At 39.8% G+C, this 19,547-nt stretch carries 18 protein-coding genes; 5 read left to right on the forward strand and 13 right to left on the reverse strand.

All coding sequences use genetic code 11. The features are described from left to right. Positions 1-207: 207 nt before the first annotated feature. The 4 genes from BGP15_RS15965 to BGP15_RS15980 all read right to left on the reverse strand — a co-directional run bounded on the left by BGP15_RS15965 (position 208) and on the right by BGP15_RS15980 (position 2,903). Positions 208-1,161, reverse strand: coding sequence for a DUF8464 domain-containing protein (locus BGP15_RS15965; protein WP_286770070.1), 954 nt, complete (start codon positions 1,159-1,161; stop codon positions 208-210). Between the two features lie 17 nt (positions 1,162-1,178). Next, positions 1,179-2,024, reverse strand: a complete 846-nt coding sequence (locus BGP15_RS15970; RefSeq protein WP_286770071.1) for a DUF8464 domain-containing protein — start codon at positions 2,022-2,024, stop codon at positions 1,179-1,181. A 29-nt stretch (positions 2,025-2,053) separates the two neighbouring features. After that, positions 2,054-2,458, reverse strand: coding sequence for a hypothetical protein (locus tag BGP15_RS15975; protein ID WP_286770072.1), 405 nt, complete (start codon positions 2,456-2,458; stop codon positions 2,054-2,056). A 169-nt stretch (positions 2,459-2,627) separates the two neighbouring features. After that, positions 2,628-2,903 carry a hypothetical protein gene (locus BGP15_RS15980; protein WP_286770073.1) on the reverse strand — a complete coding sequence of 92 codons (276 nt, stop codon included), beginning with the start codon at positions 2,901-2,903 and terminating at the stop codon, positions 2,628-2,630. Positions 2,904-3,266: 363 nt separating this feature from the next. Here BGP15_RS15980 and BGP15_RS15985 point away from each other — a divergent pair, with 363 nt between their 5' ends. Further along, positions 3,267-3,485, forward strand: a complete 219-nt coding sequence (locus BGP15_RS15985) for a hypothetical protein (protein WP_028069958.1) — start codon at positions 3,267-3,269, stop codon at positions 3,483-3,485. 82 nt (positions 3,486-3,567) lie between these two features. On the opposite strand, the gene BGP15_RS15990 is transcribed toward BGP15_RS15985, so the two are convergent. Next, positions 3,568-3,942 (reverse strand): helix-turn-helix domain-containing protein, encoded by a 375-nt coding sequence (locus BGP15_RS15990; protein WP_286770074.1) that lies wholly within the window; start codon positions 3,940-3,942, stop codon positions 3,568-3,570. Between the two features lie 626 nt (positions 3,943-4,568). On the opposite strand from BGP15_RS15990, the gene BGP15_RS15995 reads away from it, so the two are divergent. The 4 genes from BGP15_RS15995 to BGP15_RS16010 are packed head-to-tail and all read left to right on the forward strand — an operon-like array spanning position 4,569 to position 11,030. Further along, positions 4,569-4,955, forward strand: a complete 387-nt coding sequence (locus tag BGP15_RS15995) for a hypothetical protein (protein WP_286770075.1) — start codon at positions 4,569-4,571, stop codon at positions 4,953-4,955. A 3-nt stretch (positions 4,956-4,958) separates the two neighbouring features. After that, positions 4,959-6,413: a TlpA family protein disulfide reductase gene (locus tag BGP15_RS16000; protein ID WP_286770076.1), complete on the forward strand. Its 1,455-nt coding sequence runs from the start codon at positions 4,959-4,961 to the stop codon at positions 6,411-6,413. Between the two features lie 34 nt (positions 6,414-6,447). Continuing rightward, positions 6,448-9,648, forward strand: coding sequence for a SusC/RagA family TonB-linked outer membrane protein (locus BGP15_RS16005; protein ID WP_286770077.1), 3,201 nt, complete (start codon positions 6,448-6,450; stop codon positions 9,646-9,648). An 11-nt stretch (positions 9,649-9,659) separates the two neighbouring features. Continuing rightward, positions 9,660-11,030: a RagB/SusD family nutrient uptake outer membrane protein gene (locus BGP15_RS16010; RefSeq protein ID WP_286770078.1), complete on the forward strand. Its 1,371-nt coding sequence runs from the start codon at positions 9,660-9,662 to the stop codon at positions 11,028-11,030. 62 nt (positions 11,031-11,092) lie between these two features. Here BGP15_RS16010 and BGP15_RS16015 read toward each other — a convergent pair whose 3' ends face one another. The 8 genes from BGP15_RS16015 to BGP15_RS16050 all read right to left on the reverse strand — a co-directional run bounded on the left by BGP15_RS16015 (position 11,093) and on the right by BGP15_RS16050 (position 19,544). Beyond that, positions 11,093-11,386, reverse strand: a complete 294-nt coding sequence (locus BGP15_RS16015) for a hypothetical protein (RefSeq protein WP_286770079.1) — start codon at positions 11,384-11,386, stop codon at positions 11,093-11,095. Positions 11,387-11,416: 30 nt separating this feature from the next. After that, positions 11,417-11,917, reverse strand: a complete 501-nt coding sequence (locus tag BGP15_RS16020; protein ID WP_286770080.1) for a MauE/DoxX family redox-associated membrane protein — start codon at positions 11,915-11,917, stop codon at positions 11,417-11,419. Positions 11,918-12,059: 142 nt separating this feature from the next. Beyond that, on the reverse strand, positions 12,060-13,007 hold the full coding sequence (locus tag BGP15_RS16025; RefSeq protein ID WP_286770081.1) for a helix-turn-helix domain-containing protein: 948 nt from the start codon (positions 13,005-13,007) through the stop codon (positions 12,060-12,062). Then, positions 13,004-14,182: a hypothetical protein gene (locus tag BGP15_RS16030; protein ID WP_286770082.1), complete on the reverse strand. Its 1,179-nt coding sequence runs from the start codon at positions 14,180-14,182 to the stop codon at positions 13,004-13,006. Before BGP15_RS16030 ends, BGP15_RS16025 begins: the two co-directional genes overlap by 4 nt. Positions 14,183-14,338: 156 nt before the next feature. Next, complete coding sequence (locus tag BGP15_RS16035; protein WP_286770083.1) at positions 14,339-15,520, reverse strand: hypothetical protein; 1,182 nt, start codon at positions 15,518-15,520, stop codon at positions 14,339-14,341. A gap of 210 nt (positions 15,521-15,730) precedes the next feature. After that, positions 15,731-16,225 (reverse strand): (R)-mandelonitrile lyase, encoded by a 495-nt coding sequence (locus BGP15_RS16040; RefSeq protein WP_286770084.1) that lies wholly within the window; start codon positions 16,223-16,225, stop codon positions 15,731-15,733. Positions 16,226-16,265: 40 nt separating this feature from the next. Further along, on the reverse strand, positions 16,266-18,419 hold the full coding sequence (locus BGP15_RS16045; protein WP_286770085.1) for an outer membrane protein assembly factor BamB family protein: 2,154 nt from the start codon (positions 18,417-18,419) through the stop codon (positions 16,266-16,268). A gap of 63 nt (positions 18,420-18,482) precedes the next feature. Further along, on the reverse strand, positions 18,483-19,544 hold the full coding sequence (locus tag BGP15_RS16050) for an alpha/beta hydrolase (RefSeq protein ID WP_286770086.1): 1,062 nt from the start codon (positions 19,542-19,544) through the stop codon (positions 18,483-18,485). Positions 19,545-19,547 lie beyond the last annotated feature (3 nt).

The raw sequence follows: 19,547 nt of genomic DNA on the forward strand, positions 1-19,547 counted from the left end.
GCTGTATATCGGCATGTGCAGTTATCTGAATATCTATATATATGGATATGTGGCTATACATATATCCATATCGCTACCTATCTGGATATACCTATATCGGGATATATGAATATCTGTATATCGGGATGGCTATATAGATAGCTATCGGTATATACCAATATCCCGTTATCTATATAGCTGAATAACCGATTTCGATCCCTCAAAAAATCAACGCTTGGGGCCTGCACGTTGATGCTGTAATTCCTGCTCATTTAGGGCAGCCCTTAGCATATCGTTGTAATCCTTGTACGCCCCATAAACACCTGAACGGTCTTTGGCCTGTGGCACGGCTTCGATCAGCCTTTGGGTACAGTTACGGCCGGGATCGTCATTGTCGAAATACACGTCCACGGTGGGTATGCTCTTGACACGTTCGATGGCATTCTTCAATTGGACAATGGAATTTAGGACAACGGCGGTAGGCGCAGGATCTGGGCGGTTCACTTTGAGCCAGCTTAGGTAGTCCATATACCCCTCAAAGAGAACGGCATGGTCTGGATTGCCGGGTATAACAGAAATACCTTTTTTGCCGATACTGCTCTTGAAACCTTTGGCATTGGTAAACTCCCAATTGTCCTGATCGTTCTTCCAGCCAATGGCGTAGAAAATGCTTTTATTTTCGTTATCAAGACGGTTTCTGTAATAGATTTCGTGCAGGTGTCCATGTGCAACGTCCAATATCCCACGTTCTTCGAGGTATTTGGTCAGGACAAAGTTTCTGCCTATTGGCTGTATTCGCACAAGTTCAAAGGTGTATTCTTTCTGCTCTTGTTCTGTAGGGGATTTGACAGGTTTATAAGCTGGTATCATGGACACCTGCATATCGCAGGTATCCTTTATTTTATTGAGTACCTCGACAAAGGAGAGCTGGGGCCAGTAGGCAAGGCCGAGCTGGACTATACTACCGCCCTGTATGCCCGTTGAGTTTGGGCCACCTCGGTCGATCCATTTTCCACCCTCATCCCATACCGTAAGGGATGGCGTATCTTGCTTGGTTTCCCTTAGCATACTGTGGTAAAAGAGTTCCTTGCCCGATTTCCGTACCGGATGGTGGCCGAGCCGGGCCAGAAAGTCCGAAATTGGGATTTCCCGCAGGTCGTCCACGTTTACATATTTTGACATAAGCAGGGATTGGATAATTAAAGGGATATAACTTCGGCATGCGGTAGTTTGTCCGTGAATACTTCTCGCACTGATTGGTACCCGATCCTCATATCATCGACATAGAATAGTACCTTTTCAAAATGGCTGGCACGTTTCAGCGCTGCGGATAAAAATTCGGGATGGTTCAATATAAGCACCGATGCGTATTGCAGATGCTTGTCATTCCGTCTTTTCAGATAGTCCACATATTCGGGGAATATGGCAAGTACGGTTTCGCTCACCGAAATAGATGTCATTCCTCTTGGGCCGATACAACCCGTATAATTTTGGGCGCGCACTTCCCAACCTCCATTCTCGGTAGGCCAACCCGCTGCACAAAAATCCTTACGGTTGCCCTTTTGGTCGGTTACATAATAATAGACTTCTTGGATGTTCAGATCGGCGAGTTCCCAAAGACCGCTTTCCATCAGAAAATCGGTAATCTCTTTATTGTATCCTAATGGGCCTGTGTGGTCGATTTCGTAATAGGGTATTTTAGTTGCTTTTCGTTTACGTCTGGGTCTGTCTTTTCGATTTACCATCCTCAATTCTTTGTTTAGTATTTCTTGGAGACGTTCCCCGATTTCTTCGGTAGATAGGTTTGGCCAATAAGTGCGGGCAAAATCCATGAGCCCACCACCTTTGCCAAGTGAGCTGTCAAACCAAACGTTCATTCGATTATTTACCGTCAGGACTATTTTGTTATTAGTTCGCTTTGCGAACACGCTGGCGTACTGAAATTCATCGCCATTGATTGATACAGGTTCATGCCCTAATGCTTTGAGCAGGGAAACGATGTACAGTAGGTCATTAACTGATGAGTTGCTTTTGTTAAATGTCATAAGGAATATTTTTGATGTGATGGATAGGTTTATAGGTAGCGCATGGCTTCACGGGATTTACTCACGGCTTCGATCTCCATGCGGTCGATCCTCCACGCTGCGGAGTGGTCGCCGTCCTTTCGCGGGGTAATCAGTCCCAGACCGATCCAATGCTCTACGTTTTTTCGTCCGTACCGTTTGAATGCCTCTGATTTTTTGAGGTACGGCCTGATATGGCCAGTTTTGGACAGGGCCAGTTTTGCGCCCATTTCGGCAGCATAAGAAAGCAATGTCTGCAATTGCAGCGGTGTCAATAGTATGTTCATGGCTTGTTTGGGGTTTAATGGTTTACGGATAAGGGGAAAAGGGATTTCCCACAATGGAACCGGCAACGGGTAACGAACCCGAAATGATCCGCTCTTGCCGATTGATAGTAAGTTGTCGGAGCTACTCACGTCAGTCCGTACGGACCGGACTACTGCCTGCCAATGCGCTTTCAGAATATTGGTACCACCGAGTATTTCGGCTTACCTCACTTTCGCAAAATTTCCTGCTGCTCGCAGGATAATGCTTCACTCCTCGATGTCAAAGATCGTCCATGCTCCGCTATCGCAGCGGATGCGCTTACCTCTCCGCTACGGGCAGGTAGGTGATCCGATTGCTCGAAGCCGCGACGGCTTCGAGTTCCGATCTGTCAAAAAAGATTTGGGAAGTGTCGGTAGGTTGTTGTTTGGAGATCAGCCCCTCACGGAGCCATCTATCTACATTGCTACGGCCATACAGGCGGTAAGCGTCGGCTTTGGTCAACTGATCTGGAACAGGTTGTTCTTCTTTGATTGCGTTTGCTGTTCCTTGTTCGGCTGCATTTTTTAGCAGCGTTGCCAGTTCCGTGTACTTCATTCTTCCCGATGGATTTATTCTTCCATTCGGGTACAAAGCACGAAAACGGGCCAACGCAAAAACAGTGTAACGGGGTGAAAGAAACGTTTCACCCTTGCGTTAAAAAGTGGGTTTAAATAGTATTAGAACGGGTTTTTAGGGATTTTCAAAAGTGCGGTATTTTATAGGGAGAGGTTCTGAATTGACTGGAAAAGCGGTAGAAATGTGGAGACCTTTGGGGATGGTCTGGTATTGGCAAGAATGTAATATAATCCGTCATACTGCCGTTAAGAAATAGAAACGTCATCTTTCACATTTGACTTGAAAAAGTTGGGATGATAGGATATTTATTTTTAATTTACACCACGTAATCTAATTTAAAAAATGACATCAACAGATATATTCCTAACCCAAATCCAGAGTGATGTTGAGTTTATACAGCGTGCGAAACGTATGGGGTTGGAAACGCTGGGCGACATTATGGATATTAAGCTACCCGATCTGCGAAAGAAAAAAGATTTCACCTATCTGTGGTATGCCGATCTGTTGGCGATGCTGGATAAAAGAGGACTTCTCGAAGAATTTGAACGGAGACAGCTTTGAATTTTACGCTATCTGGTAGGGGCTAAAAAAGAAAAAGGCGAATTTTGAACAATTCACCCTTGTCTTGTATTGTCGTATTTTTTTAAGTGTTTCTTTTCGATAGTTTTTCCTCTAATTCAGCGATATACTTTCGTTGCAACAATAAGATTTCTTCATTCTTGTCTATCAGTTTATCTTTTGATATTAATTCATTTTCTAATACGCTGATCTTTTGTTCCCATTCTTTTTCTTTCAAATTACGGAAAGTTTTAAACGGTTCTTCCCCATAGTAGTATTCAAGAAAGTCGTGTTCCAATTGTTCACTAATCACTTTGAGTAATTCTATATCTATGGTAGACCTTTTATAAATGCCGGCAACAGCTTGTTTAGTTCTGTTAATTTTATCGCCAAATTGTTTTTGACTTAACCCTTTTGAAGTGGCAATTCGTTTTATTATCTGTCCTATTTTTTCATGCATAGAACAAATATGATAGTAGAAAATTGTTAAAACACCTACCAATCGAACCATATAAATTGACGAACGTATTATTTTACTTGTCGTTATGTAAATTAATTTTTATAATTGTATTGATAAATGATGATACGATGTTCAAGAATTGGTTTTAGAACTAATTAGGGAATAAGATATTAGCCATTTAACGGCTTTAATGATACGGTTGATCCTCCCCAGGCAAAAACGGAAGTCAACCGGATCGAGTGAAGCCCCATGTCGTGCATGTATAATTTTTTATTATAATTTTACATGATAGGCGGCATGGTGCGCTCACTCGTTTTTCCGAACTTGCCTGGGGAGGAGACGAGCAGAGGCCCATGTCGCTTATTTTGTTTCGGCCCTTGCTCTTTTACATAAATTTAAAGAGTAAGCTATGTATAATCTTCTCAAAAACGTAATCTGTCCGCCGGAATAGTCCGTTACCCCTCTATGTTGAACCCACACATATCAGTGCCTTATCAATCTTACGTGGTTTAACACTTATTATTCAATTCATAGTTTTTTCTCCTGAATTATCTCGGCACCTAAAATATCCGATCACAATCGGACAGGGAAAGCTATGCCTTTGGCTCACGAATAAAAACTTAAAAATGAACCCAAATTATTCAAAATTCCTATCATTCGATTTAGCATTATATGAAATCCACGACGATGGGTACGATCCTTTAAGAACTATTGGCACTTTTTGGAGCAAATATCCGATGCATACTATTTGTGATTATTTGATTGAACTTCAAACAGATTTAAAACTACGTTCCCCGAATGCAGAACAAAAAATCGATGATGAACAGCTTTACGCTTTTTCAACAGATCTATATCGTGTTCTTGTGGCTTATCTCATTGCTCATTATAAAGAAATCGATCTATCGAAGATATTGTCTTCTCCTGTACGTGCCATTGTCAAAGAGGAACTGGAAACAAGTAAGAAAGTCTACGATTTTTTTCAGAATAGTCCACAAATAGATAAAAGTACTTAGGTTATGGAAAGAGCAAAAATACAGCTAAAACTTCCTAACCTGTTGTTAGGGAAAAGTAATGGAATGATTGATCTAAAAAGGATTGCATTCCTATATAACAAATATTTAAAGCCTGCCATTAGAGGGCATAGACTGGTAATGTTCGGCAGGCACTTTTTAGTATTATGTTTCGTGTTGTTTAGTGTCGGGGGAGCCCGATCGCAGTCCCGAACCGAGTTCGGGACTGTTAACAAACAAAACATTACAGCTCCTAATATTGGCGATCCGATCCCAAATGAATTGTGGGGTATTCCCTTACAAGTGGTCAACGATCCAGAGGGTAAAAAGAGCAGTACCCTAAGCGATTATAAAGGCAAGTTAATCATTTTGGATTTTTGGAGCACGTGGTGCGTGCCTTGTATCCGAAATTTTCCTAAGCTGCATGATTTGCAAAATGAATTTGGCGACAAGATTAAGGTCTTGGCGGTAACACCAGAAAATACCGACAAAATAACTAAGTTCTTTACAACGGGTGTAGGTAAGGAACATACCTATGTTCATTCGGTAATTGCCGATAGTGTTCTTTCCCGATACTTTCCACACATGGGTGTACCTCATATTGTTTGGATTTCGCCCGATGGGCGTGTGCTGAATACAACACAAGCCGATCAGGTCAGTCAAGCTAATATAGAAGCGGTGTTAAATGACCGAAAAACGAACATGGTCGCAAAGATCGATATTGATCGCAATAGACCTTTATTTCTTTCGGAACACTTTAGTGATAACTTACAATTAAATAGCTATTCCATTTTTGCAAAGGGGTATTATCCTGGATTACCGTCAGGAAATAATTTTAAGAAAACGAAAGACGGTAAAGTTTACGGTAGACAAATGACCAATGCGACAATGATGAGTATATATAATCCGATATTATACGAATTATTTAGTAAAAATGGCGAGCAATTTAATTCAAAACGCATAATAACAGAAGTCGCAGAACCTGCATTGCTACACCTAATAAAAAAAGACGGAAAGTCCGATAAGTCTAATTTTTACAATTACGAGTTGATTATTCCTGAAGAAAAAGCAGACAGTCTTTATTATTATATGCTGGCTGACCTTAACCGTTATTCTGAATACACGGGTACTATTGAGAAACGCATGGTTGATTGCCTTGTGTTGGTTAGAACTTCTGAAAAAGATAAAATTAAGAGCAAAGGCGGAGAACCTAAGATTGATTTTTCTGCGTCGCCAATCATCTTGACCAATCAAAAACTTATTGCGGTGATGAATATGCTTAGTGATCGAGCGAATATTAAGTTACCTATAGTAGATGAAACTGGCTATACTGATAATGTTGATATTGAATTTTCCGGTATTAACGACTTAGCCAGTTTAAAAAAGCAGTTGAACAGTTACGATCTCGATCTCGTACCCGCGAAAAGAGACCTCAATATGTTCGTAATCAAGGACAAGTAGCCTCAATATTTTTAACTATCTAAATCTTTTATGAATGAAAACTATTTTACTTCTTATCACAACGTTTATTTCTGTTTCGTTATATGCGCAGGAGCGTATATCAGGCAGAATTATTACCGCTAATGATAGCACACTTATCGAGGGAGCAACTGTATCCCTACAAGGAACAAACCTATCAGTTAGCACCAATGACAAAGGTAATTTTACTATCCAAACGGTCGGTGGTTCTATTGCTGTTTTGTTAGTTAATCATGTAGGCTACGAACCTATAAAAGTAAAGGTAAATCTTCCACAAAGAGAGATTTTAAATATCTCTTTGACTGCATCTATACGCCTATTAGATGAAGTGGATGTCGTATCGACCGGGTATCAGAAAATACCCAAAGAACGGGCAACAGGGTCATTTTCGACGGTGAGCAATGAACTATTTAACCAGCAAGTGGGTACAGATATTCTTTCCCGACTGCCAGCTATTGCAAATAGTATGGTGATGGATAACGGAAAGCAAGGCGCGCCACAAATGATGATACGGGGATTAAGTACCATAAGTGGGCAAAAAGACCCCTTGATTATTGTAGATAATTTCCCGTATGACGGTGATATTAACAATATCAATCCAAACATTGTAGAGAATATAACTATTTTGAAAGATGCATCGGCTTCCAGTATTTGGGGGGCAAGAGCTGCCAACGGTGTTATTGTTATTACAACGAAAACAGGAAACTTTAACAGACCTATTTCCTTAGATTTTAATTCCAACTTAACTATCGGGGCCAAGCCGGATTTAGGTTATATACGGCAGATGTCATCCAGTGATTATATTGACGTAGAGCAGGAATTGTTTAACAGAGGTTATTACGATAGCGATATTAATTCTCCAAGCCATCCGATAATCAGTCCAGTAATTGACCTTTTAGAAAAAGCCCGCGCGGGGACATTAACACAAGAGCAGGCACAAAAACAGATTGATGCTTTAAGAAATGTGGATGCAAGAGATCAATTCAATCAATATACGTACAAGCCATCAGTTAACCAGCAATACTTTTTAAGTGCTCAAGGTGGAGCAAACAAGTTTTCTTGGACTTCTTCGGTGGGTTACGACAGTAATAAGGATAATTTGGGAAGTACTTACGAGCGCATTAATCTTCGCTTTCAAAACACCTACCGTCCAATTGAGCGGCTTTCTCTTAGTACTGGACTATATTATACGCAAAACCAAAATAAGTCAGGGCGTTACGGCTACAATAATATCTATATGAAAGGTGGTAGTTTTGTACCCTACATGCAGATTGCTGATGCAAATGGGAATGCCATTCCCGTTGCAAGGGACTATAATCAAAGCTACGTCCAGAATCTTGGTGATGGAAAATTACTTGACTGGAATTATTATCCGCTAACGGATTGGCTATACCAAACCTCAAACGGCAGAGTATCCGATATACTGGCAACGACTACCATCGATTACCAAATTATTAAGGGATTAAATGCTATTGTAAATTACCAATACGAAAGACAGGTTGGAACAAACACAAGCCTTGCCGACGAAAACAGTTATATGGCGAGGGATTATATCAATCGTTTTTCTCAAATCGTAAATGGGAATGTAATTTACATTGTACCTTATGGCGGCATATTGGATAACTCCAACAATGTTTTAAGCGCTAATAATGTGCGTGGTCAGTTTAACTTTGACAACACCTATGGTAAGCACAATATAACTGCCTTAATTGGTGGGGAAGCACGTTCCGCTCAAACCCAATTAAATCAAGCACGTTTCTATGGTTATAATCCAAACACCTTAACTACGGGAAATGTGGATTATACCAAAACATATCCAAATCTTATACACGGCGGAGCCGATTTAGTCTATCGAGGTCAACACCTCGGCGAAACAAGTACAAGGTTTATATCTTATTTCGCTAATGCTGCTTATACGTTTGATAACAGATATGTACTTTCGGCAAGCGCCCGTCGTGATGCAAGTAACCTTTTCGGTTTAAAAACTAACGATCAATGGAACCCCTTTTGGTCGGCAGGACTTGCATGGAAATTATCCAATGAAAAGTTTTACAAAGTTGATTTTTTACCATATCTAAATCTGCGTACAACTTATGGTTTTAGTGGTAATATTGACCCCGCTATGGTTGCGGTAAATACAATTTGGTATCCCAACAATGTAAACATTTTTACAGGGGCAGTGTACGCACAATTTAATAATTACTACAATCCATTATTAAAATGGGAGACCTCAAAAATGCTAAACCTCGCTGTAGATTTTCGACTGCGGAATGACCGTTTATCTGGTTCAATAGAGTATTATCAAAAAAAGGGTATAAATCTTTTTGGAATGGCTCCAATGGATTATACAACGGGTGTACCTCCCACAATGATGCGAAATGTAGCCAGTATGAAAGGAAACGGCTGGGATGTTCAACTAAAAAGTATAAATATAGATCGTGCATTTAAGTGGAGCACCATACTGAATTTTAGTTTATACAAGGATAAAATTGTCAGCTATCGAATAGAAAGAACATTGGCGCAACAATATGTCAATGTTTCCTCTCCACCCATATCGGGCATTGAGGGAAATCCTGTATATGCAATTTATGCGTATAAATGGGCTGGACTTGACCCCAATACGGGAGAAGCGCAGGGATACCTAAATGGAGAGGTAAGTAAGAATTATAGCAGTATTGTTGGAACAGGTACTAAGGTGGAAGATCTTGAATATTTTGGTTCGTCAATTCCTACCAAATTTGGTTCACTAATCAATGCAGTGTCCTATAAAAATATCAGTTTGCAAGTTGGTGTTTCATACAAATTCGGTTATTGGTTTAGACGTAACTCGATTAACTATACCAACCTGTTTTATAACTGGCAAGGGCATTCCGATTATGCACTACGTTGGCAAAAGCCAGGTGATGAGACACAAACAAACATACCTGTAAATCCATATACAACAGACCTTAATCGGGATGCCTTTTACAATGGTTCCAGCGTTTTAGTAGAAAAAGGCGATCATATCCGACTCCAATATATAAACCTCGCTTATGACCTTACGGTTGCAGAGAACAAAGGAAAGGGTATCAAGGGATTGCAGGTATTTTTCAATGCAAATAATCTTGGGGTATTATGGCGAGCTAACAAGGCAGGGATTGATCCTGACTTTGCTTTAGGCTTCTTCAATATTAAAACTCCTGCAAATTATTCACTTGGTCTTAAAGCCAAACTATAAAAGATATTACGATGAAAAAGAACACTCAAATAATTACATTTTTATTGTTACTAACAATGCTTTTTTCAGGATGCGAAAAGTTTCTTGAAGAAAAATCGGATAAGAGTTTAGCCATTCCTACAACTCTACATGACTTGCAATCCTTACTTAATAATGCTTATGATATTAATCATATATTTTGCTCAATAGGGGAAGCAAGCTGTGATGACCATTTTTTAAAAGATGCAGATTATAACGGTTTGTTTTATGAAAGTGATAAACGACAGTACACATGGCAACCAGATTATGTAAGTCGTCCGCTGTCTTCGGCAGGTGATGAATGGTATAATTGTTATAGAATAATTTATATCTGCAATTCGGTTCTACAAGGACTTGAAGAAAACAATTTGAATGGACAAGAGGCGGATTATATTAAAGGACAGGCTTTGGTTTTTAGGGCAGCCCGTTATCTTGATGGTGTACAAATATGGGCTCCCGTGTATAACAAGTCAACGGCAAATACAGACTTAGGAATGGTATTGCGGTTGGACCCTGATATGAACATTACGTCGGTAAGGTCATCCGTACAAGAAACCTACGAACGGATACTGAAAGATTTAACGGATGCACTTCCATTATTACCGCCGACAATTATTTCGCCTACATTACCGACTAAAGCTGCTGTTTATGGATTGTTGGCAAGAACTCATTTGATAATGGGAAATTATGCCGATGCATTGGATAATGCAGAAAAGGCGTTTGAAATAAGTAACGACTTGATCGACTTTAATGGATTAGAACCAAATGCAAACTATCCTATTCCAGCAGTAAATCAAATAAGTAAAGAAATCGTATTTCAAACACGAATGTTTTCATCTAATATTAACAACTTTAATATAGCAAGAATATCGCTATCACTGTATAACCTGTATGATGATGGGGATTTGAGAAAAAAAATATATTTCCGTGAAGTTGCTGACGGCGAGTATAGATTTAAAGGTACGCATACGGGTGGTACTGCTCTTATTACAGGAATTACTACAAGTGAGTTACTTTTAATTATCGCAGAATGTAATTCCCGATTAGATGACCTTAGCGAAGCTGCGAAAGCGCTGAATAAATTACTGATAAAACGATGGGATACCAATCAATTTATACCTTACTCTTTTACTAATAAAGATGTCGCATTGAAGACGATTTTAAATGAAAGAAGAAAGGAATTGGTGTATCGTGGCCTTAGATGGTCAGATATTAAAAGGTTGAATAGGGACGGATACAATATAACATTAACACGAACGGTTAACGGTCAAACTATAACATTACCACCCAATGATTTACGTTATGCCATTGCTATTCCTGAAACTGTAATAGAAATTGGTGGAATACAGCAAAATCCAAGATAATTACTACAAGTAAAAGGGGCTATTTTTAGAGTGCCCCTTTTACGTTTTGGAATATTTCTGAATTATTCCCGTTTACTGTCAACGATAGCCAATACTTCGTCGTTATCTTTCCCATTCAGCTTGCTTTGCAAGTCCATTTGGTTTTCCGCAGTTATCTGACAAGGCGTTTCTTCTCCAGTATTACAAGCTACTGGAGAAGTTCCGGGTTGCCAATTGGCAGGGTCAGCAAATACACCCGGATTTGCAGTACCTGTGTAATGATAAGTACTTGCTGTACTTGCCATTTTAAACGACATGGTTGCTACTCCGATTACTAAAGCAAGAACCATCATTAAATTTACTTTCAACTTTTTCATTGTCTTAGAATTTTGACGTTATACAATATTTTATATCTGTCTTTTGGCCGACCCGCCCTCGGTAGTTCTGTTTCCCACGTCACTACCTCGTAGTTTGTACCATAAATAAAGTCCACTGATACTTAGGGCCAAGAAAAATAGGTTAAAGAAAAAGTGCTGTATCCAAGTCATTCCACTAATCACCGATCCACATCCGCAGGGTAGTTTTTCCCATGCGCCCAGGAGAGCCACGCCTATATATCCTGTAAAGACAGCCATCAATAAAGTGGATAGGATTAAACCTATCCTGCGGAATTTCTCGGATACTAAGGCGAATGCGATCAACAGCTCCAAAGCTGGTAGGGTATAGATTAGCACATAGCCTAAATCATTAGAAAAAGGTTGTTTTAAGATACCATCTTTAAAGGATGCAAAATCTATTATCTTATCGATGCTCACGGGCACCCAAAGGAGTAGTAACAGTGCAATTACTATATTGAAAGCGATCTGTTTTCTCTTTCGTTGGTCTTGATATGTAATTGTTGTTTCCATTGCTTTTGATTGCTAATGATAGCTGTATCATCCTTTGGTATAAAGTTCACCAAAGATGGAAACGTGGGAAAGAAAGAAACGGTAAAAATTGAGCAAACTTGTGCTAAAATCTTACCATATTTTTCAATTTTCGGGAAAATGTTTACTTATTGCGTTTTTGGTAGCTCTCTAAAGCATAGCGAAATGTTCGTTCATCGGTATATCCAACTTTCATATAAACGTCTTTGATGAGTATGCTCTCCTGATCCATTAGGTTGATCGCTTTTTCCATGCGTAGATCGGTGTAATATTGTTGGACACTAAGATGGTATCTTCGTTTGAATATATTTGTCAAGGTTCGTTCTGTCATGTTGAAGTGATCGGACAAAAACGTAATGCTCAACCTTGCATCGCGATAGTTAGCTTCTACAAAAGTTTTGATTTCAAAAGCTATATCACTGTCCTGATCTTCTAATGCCTTGTCGTAGTATTCCAGCAATAGACTGATATACTTACGTAAGTTGCCGTCTAATGCTCCCTTATTCTCCCGTGAGTAACTATAAATTTTATAAAGCCACCGCTGTATTTTTCGATCCATGCGACGCATATACATGGTATCATAAAGACGTTTACTATGGGTGAACCTTTGCAGGATACATTGGATATTTTTATAATCATGGGTGATGCTCCTGATCCAGTCGGGGTCTATGCTCACGACCAGCGCGATATGTTTTCCTTTCTTGGCATAGGCAAAATATGATCCTTTATCATAGTATGACATCATGAGCGTATTGGCCTGTGTCCTTACGATTGGTCTTTTCTTTTCGGTCGTATAGAGCAAACTTCCCTTTAACATAAAATACATATATAGTTGCCTATCGTGTATAACGAAAGGAATGTAAGTGTGTTCTTTAACATCAATCTCAATCAGATCAATAAAGAATGGATTGTGAACCAACTGTTGACTGAACAATTGTAACTCCGGTACTTTCATAAGACGTTTTTCTTTAGCAAAGGGCAACTGATACCTATTCCAATCGGGAAAATCTTGGGGCTGCTCATTGAGGTATAACCGCTCGTCGTCGATATAGAGTGTATAGGGTATCTTCATGAAGTATGCTCTTTATCTCGGTTCGTATTGTGATGCTCGTTCAGCCAGTTGACCATACCGATCAAATGCCCCTTAACTTTATTCGCTGTTGAATATTCTATATTGGTAGATTTCTTTTGCAGGCTTTCGGCGGAGATAAAAGATGTCTTAGGTGTGCGGTAGTGTCGTGCATAGTGTGCAAAAGTCCGTCCTACATCTTCTTTAGGTAAAATCCCTCTCTCCATAAACAACCTCACGAATACACCTAATTGAGTAACAGGAACGCTTACCTCCATACGTTCGTTTTCCTCGGTGAGTTTATGATCTTCAATTTCGGATCGGCGCAACTCCATCCGTTGATGAAGATATGCTTTCTTCTCTTTTAGAAATACCCTTAATTGTTCTCTAATGGATATGTCTTCGAGCATCCATCTTAAAGCGGTTCTTGGGGGTAGTCCGTTTATTCTATCCTCGAATCCGATAAGTATTTCCATCTGCTCGTGCAGGCTTGGCGTGTCCAAGAGCACTCGGTTACAATTTATGATGCAGTAATTGAAAAAAGCCGGGGTATTAAAATCATATTGGTACAAGAGGTTTTCCATTTCCGGCGTTGAATAGCTTTCCGAATCTTCCAGTCTGTCCAATATCAGACAGGCATAATCCAGATCGGATTTCTTCATTTCTTTTTTTCGGATATGGGATTGCAGACCGGACAACAAGAGCTCGCTTAGTTGCTTATCTATATTGGAGTTTCCGATTTGTTTACGGACGATTTCAAACTTTTGGTTTAACATGATCCTTATATTGGATAATGAATAGTTTGTTAAAGGAAGTCCCAATTGAATTTCTCGGTCAAAGCCTCCGCACATTTCCATAAGTGATCCCAATAAAGAAAGAATGTGACGATAAATATCCCGTATGTAGTTTGGGAAACGGCCTTTGGTCCACAATGCAGACATTTTAGTTAGATAGGTATAGATTTTATTGCTCACTTCTATTAATTGAATGAGATAAATTCTTGCAACTTTCTCTGAATTTCCAAGCTGTTCAATAAAATAAGGCCGAAACTGCTTAATCTCTTTCTCTAAATCGGCCATTAATTGATAAAGAATGTCGTGTTCTTCGTAGATATTTAGTTTACTGGGATGTAAACTGTCTTCCAATGTGTACAGCCAATTCATTGATACTCCTTCCATAAACACAAAACTTATAATCTGACATACAACTAAGGTTTTGAATAAAACCCAAAATAGGACAAAGCATAAGCGGCTACAAGTACAACTTTTGGTGTTCCCTTTTTGTACCCGTGGTTATTTAAGCAGAAATATGAAAAGGTTTAGGTTTTTCTTAGGCTAATATTCTTTGATTTTCTCTATGATCCGTTCCAATGTTTCGATAGCAATTTGTCTGTCTCTTTCTTCGGGACTATAGGCTTTGCTTCGCATTGCACCGTGTGAAATATCTTCTTTATAGGGGGTAGAAAGATAAGGGGCTATCGTTCTAAAAACCTCATTTAGTGATTTAGCCTGGATAATCCTTAGATCGTCTGTAGCGCGAAGTATCAATGCCATTTGATCGGTTGAAAGGACACAAAGGATTTTTTGTTTTGGTGTTTGTTCGATACCATTGCTACCCTGTAATGGCAATACAACTAATCTCAATTTCTTTTCCAAATAAACTATTTCCTGCGAAAACCAATTGCCGATCACCGTGTCCAAATCCCGATATTTCGGATTGAGTTTCATATCTGGTTTACGATGCAATTGGTTATATGCTTTGTAGAAATACAATAATTTATCCATTTTTTGTACGGGCTGCTCATAACGATTAACTTCGGTAGCAAGACGATCAGTAAGCAAATTCATAAATTTTTTACTGTTGAAATTCAAATATATCAGCAGATGTTCTAATTGGGAAAATTCTTCATTGTCATTATGCAACCAATCAATCTTTTCCAATCCATTTATAAGCTCCCTAAAGTACAGCACAACTCTAAAAGTCAGATCATACGGATGTGATGGCGATGTTATAAAATTTGTCATCTTATTGACCAATAGTTTCACAACCGGATTATCCAAAGTACACTTTTGTAGCCTCTCTATCTTTATTTTAAGTTCACGTTTAGTCACATCAAAATAGGTGACAGGCAATCGTTCATCGAGACTAATATATTTGGAAAATCGAATTTCTAAAAACGAGAAAAGTTCATCAAGACTTGTAAGAAGTATCTTATTTAAGTTTTGTATCGGTTCTGCGTCGGGTTCTGTTAGTTCTTGGTTCCTGATCGTTTGGTCAAGCAAGGCGATCAGCGAAGCATGATATTGTTTTATGAGTAAGCCTATTTCATCTTCCTTGTTAATGAAAAACACTTGACTTTTTATAAGTGACTGCAAATGTAGGATTTCATCACTCAAACGACTTTCGATCCGTTCCGCTTGTTCTTGGGTAAGTGCCTTAACGTCTGTTTTAGTTGGATTTAGAGTAACCATTACCAATAGGTCTAACCATTCTAATGGGTATTTTTCGTATTCCATAAGTAGATATGCGTATTGAGTTAAATGTATTCTTGTTCGATAATGCTCTTTGAATTTGTAATCGTTTAAAAAGAAATTCCAGACACCTCCCTAAAGTGGGTGTATCTGGAATTTATTAATGATAGTGACCCGCTAATTTTTTAAACTCGCCATATCAAATACAATGTGATATTTCACTTTGCCGTTTAGTTAATGCTCGTAAGCGTCTATTTACTTTTTATTACTATTATATTCCTCATCGGTAACAGGTTGCAACCACACTGCTCCACCAACATTGGTATTTGTACCGATAGCAATATGTGTCATCGCCTCATCGGATGTAGCACCATGCCAATGCTCTATATCGGGTGGACATTTCATTACATCGCCTCTATTAATTACTTCCACTGGCTTGCCTTTTTCTTGATACAGACCTTTTCCCTCGGTTACCAAAAGTATCTGACCCCCTTTGTGATAATGCCAATTTGTTCTTGCTCCGGGTTCAAATGTTACTGAACCGATATTTACATTATGGATGGTATCTGTTTCCGATAAATAATTAACCCAAACCGTTCCCGTAAAATTATCGTTCGTTACCTTTTCGCCTTTGGCAAAAATAGGTTCTTGTGTTTTCTCTTGCATAGCTTGTTCTGTTTGGGATTGTTGATTACAAGAAATTCCCAACATTACGGAAAGGAATAGTATTGCTGTATTTTTTATATTCATGTTTTTATTCTTTTAAAGTTTAGCGGCATTAATCCTATGTTTAGGGAAGTTTGAATGCCATAATTGAACCCGCAGGATTTTCCTTTGTGCCTCCTACAGACAAGGCAACATACTGTTTACCGTTTACATAGTAAGAACATACATTAGCGTTGTTGGCTGCGGGTAATTCAGTTTCCCAAATCATTTTGCCTGTACGTTTATCAAATGCCCATAATTTTTTGTCCTCGGCACCGCTGATAAACACCAATCCTCCTGCAGTGACCATCGGGCCTGACCGTCCGAGCAAACCAGTAATAGGGCCTCCTTTCTCCTGTAATTTTTCGTCATTACCTAAAGGAATCTGCCACTCATATTCACCCGTGGAAAGATTAAGTGCATTTAAAGTACCCCACGGGCCTTTCATTGCTGGATTTCCACTTGGCCCGGACCATGTACGGTAACCTGTGATATTACCATATCTGATAGTGTTGGGTTCTTTTTCTTTTGGTTGTTCTTGTGTTGCCTGTGCCGTCTGGCTTCCTGTTTTATCATATAAATAAGCCATTATAGCTTGTTCCTCATCTGCGGTCAGTACACCTTTATAGCCTGGCATTGCACCTCCGCCCATCCTTACTTTTTCAAGTGCTTCTTTTTCTTCCATTTTGTCTTTAAGGTCTACCAATGATGGAAAAGTAGGGGGAACCCCCTTTTTATCTCCACCATGACAGGACGAGCAGTGTTGCATATAAATTACCCGACCCGTTTCAAAAATCGAGTTGTCACGGGTAGCAAAGTGCTTATCGAGATCAACAATAGTCTGAATCTCCGGCAGATTGTTTCCCCTGATATAAAGATATGTAGTGATAGGGTCATAAGCTGCTCCACCCCAATTTGCGCCTCCTCTTGAAGCAGGAAGCGATAATGTTCCTTTTAAATCGGGTGGTGTAAACAACCCCTCATACCTAACGGATCGGAACTGTTCTAAGATGGCTTTGTGATCTTCATCGGAGTAATGATTTAAATCATCCTCTGTCATAAATTGTTTCACAAAGGCTTTTGGCTTTACAGGGAACGGCTGTGTAGGCCATGCTTTTTCACCCGGCATATTGGAAGCTGGAACTTTTCGTTCTTCCACGGGATAGATGGGTTCGCCTGTATCACGGTCAAGAACAAAAACAAAACCCTGTTTGGTCACCTGTGCTACTGCATCAATCTGCTTTCCATCTTTTTTGAAAGTGACCAAATTTGGTGGAGCTGGCAGATCGTAATCCCACAAATCATGGTGGACTGTTTGAAAATGCCATTTGTAGTGGCCCGTGGCAGCATCTAATGCGAGTACACAATTTCCAAAAAGATTTTCGCCCGTTCTGTCGGCAGCGTAGTAGTCATACGACGGGGAGCCGAGCGCCAGATAAACCATACCTCGATCCGTGTCTATACTAAGGCCCGCCCAGCAGTTAACACCTCCTGCATATTTGTATGCATCGGGTGGCCATGTTTCATAACCGATTTCTCCGGGGTGCGGGATCGTATGAAAAGTCCATTCTAATTTGCCTGTTTTGCAATTGTAGGCGCGGATATATCCGGGGGGCGCTCCATATAAGTCCGGTGTCCGCGCCCCGATGATGATTAAGTCTTTAAATATTCTTCCGGGAGTAGAAAGCGTTACCGAAATTTTTTCGGGATCATCTCTCATGCCCTCATTAAGATTAATTCTTCCATTGATGCCAAACGAACGGATGATTTCTCCATTCTTGGCATCAATGGCCATCAAATAATTACCCGAAGAATATAAAATCCGCTTATCGTTTCCACTTTCCCAATAGGTAACACCTCTGCTGGCTGCACTTGGCACACCCTCATCTAAGGTCTTACAAGACCAGATTTCTTTACCTGTAGCCGCATCAATGGCATACACCGTTTGCTTTCCGGAATTTACATACATGATACCACCCACTATGATTGGATTGCTCTGGCTGGATACGGGTTGTTCGCCCTGTTCCAGATCGGTCATCTGAAAAGTCCATGCGTTCTCCAACTGGCTTACGTTGGATGCATTGATTTCGTCCAGCGGCGAGTAACTCGAACTTGTTTCATCGCCTTTATAAGCAGTCCATGTTCCATTTTTACTTTCATTGGAACTACATGCCACAAGACAGGAAACTATACCGAGGGCTGTCAAATATCGGAAGCTATTTTTAAGGCATATTGTCATGTTTTTTTTCTTATTATCAATAAACTAAACCATCGTTAGTACCTGTTGAATTTTATCGGAAGATTATTTAAGATAATTCTTAAAAAACGCTTCCAGTTTAGTTACCGCTTGCGATACATATTCGGGCTTCCAATAAGTTTCAATATGGGTTGCTCCATCGATCACAAAAAGTTCTTTATCTTTTGCATTGGTAGCTTTCGCAAAAGCTTCATCCGTCATGTATTTTGTCTGGGCTTCACTTCCTGCAATCATCAGTAGAGGCTGGTCAATCAGTTCAATCTGATCTTTTGCATCCCAAGTCATCAAGTCAAGAAGACTGCTCATTGTGTACAAAAATGTCGAGTTAGGATGTGCATGTGTTCTATAATAATATTCATATCCTTGACGATAAAATTTGGTTGGAACCTTAGCTATTTCTTCATCTGTCACACTCGCTACACCTGCATAGATTATTTTACCGTCTGCCGTTTCCTGCAAACGGGCATCCGACGCTTTTTTTAGACGTTCCTGAATGGTATTTAATTCAGCATTAAGAAATCCGTTACGTCTTACTTCACCTGAATTGAACATACTTAGCGTAGCCACCGCTTTAAAGCGTTTGTCTGATTTGGTGGCATTTAGCGTATAACCGCCACCTCCACAAATACCTAATGCTCCTAAACGGTTCGCATCGACACCCGGATATTGCAAAATAAAATCGGCCATACCACGAACGTCTTCTGTCCGGTATTGTGGTTTATCCGTGTGGCGGGGCTCACCGCCACTTGCGCCCTGATATGATGCATCGGCAGCAATAGTGATATAACCCGCCTCTGCCAAACGTTGGGCATATAGTCCGGCTGTCTGCTCTTTGATACCACCGTTAGGATGTGCTACTGTTACTGCCGGATATTTCTTGGAAGCATCGTAATCTGCCGGAGTATAAACATTGGCTGCTATTTCAATTCCGTTCAGTTTGTAGGTAACAGGGTGAATATTCACTTTTCCTTTTACGTTCTCTGTGATCGCTCCGTCATATACCAATGTATAAGGGTTTTGTTCTGCCTTTTGGTGGTATTGAGCGTTAACTGTTTCTGTCGCTATTGTCGTCATAGCTACTGCAATTATTGATGTTAAATTTCTCATCTT

The sequence above is a fragment of the Sphingobacterium sp. 40-24 genome, from assembly GCF_001899705.1.
Lineage (GTDB): Bacteria > Bacteroidota > Bacteroidia > Sphingobacteriales > Sphingobacteriaceae > Sphingobacterium > Sphingobacterium multivorum.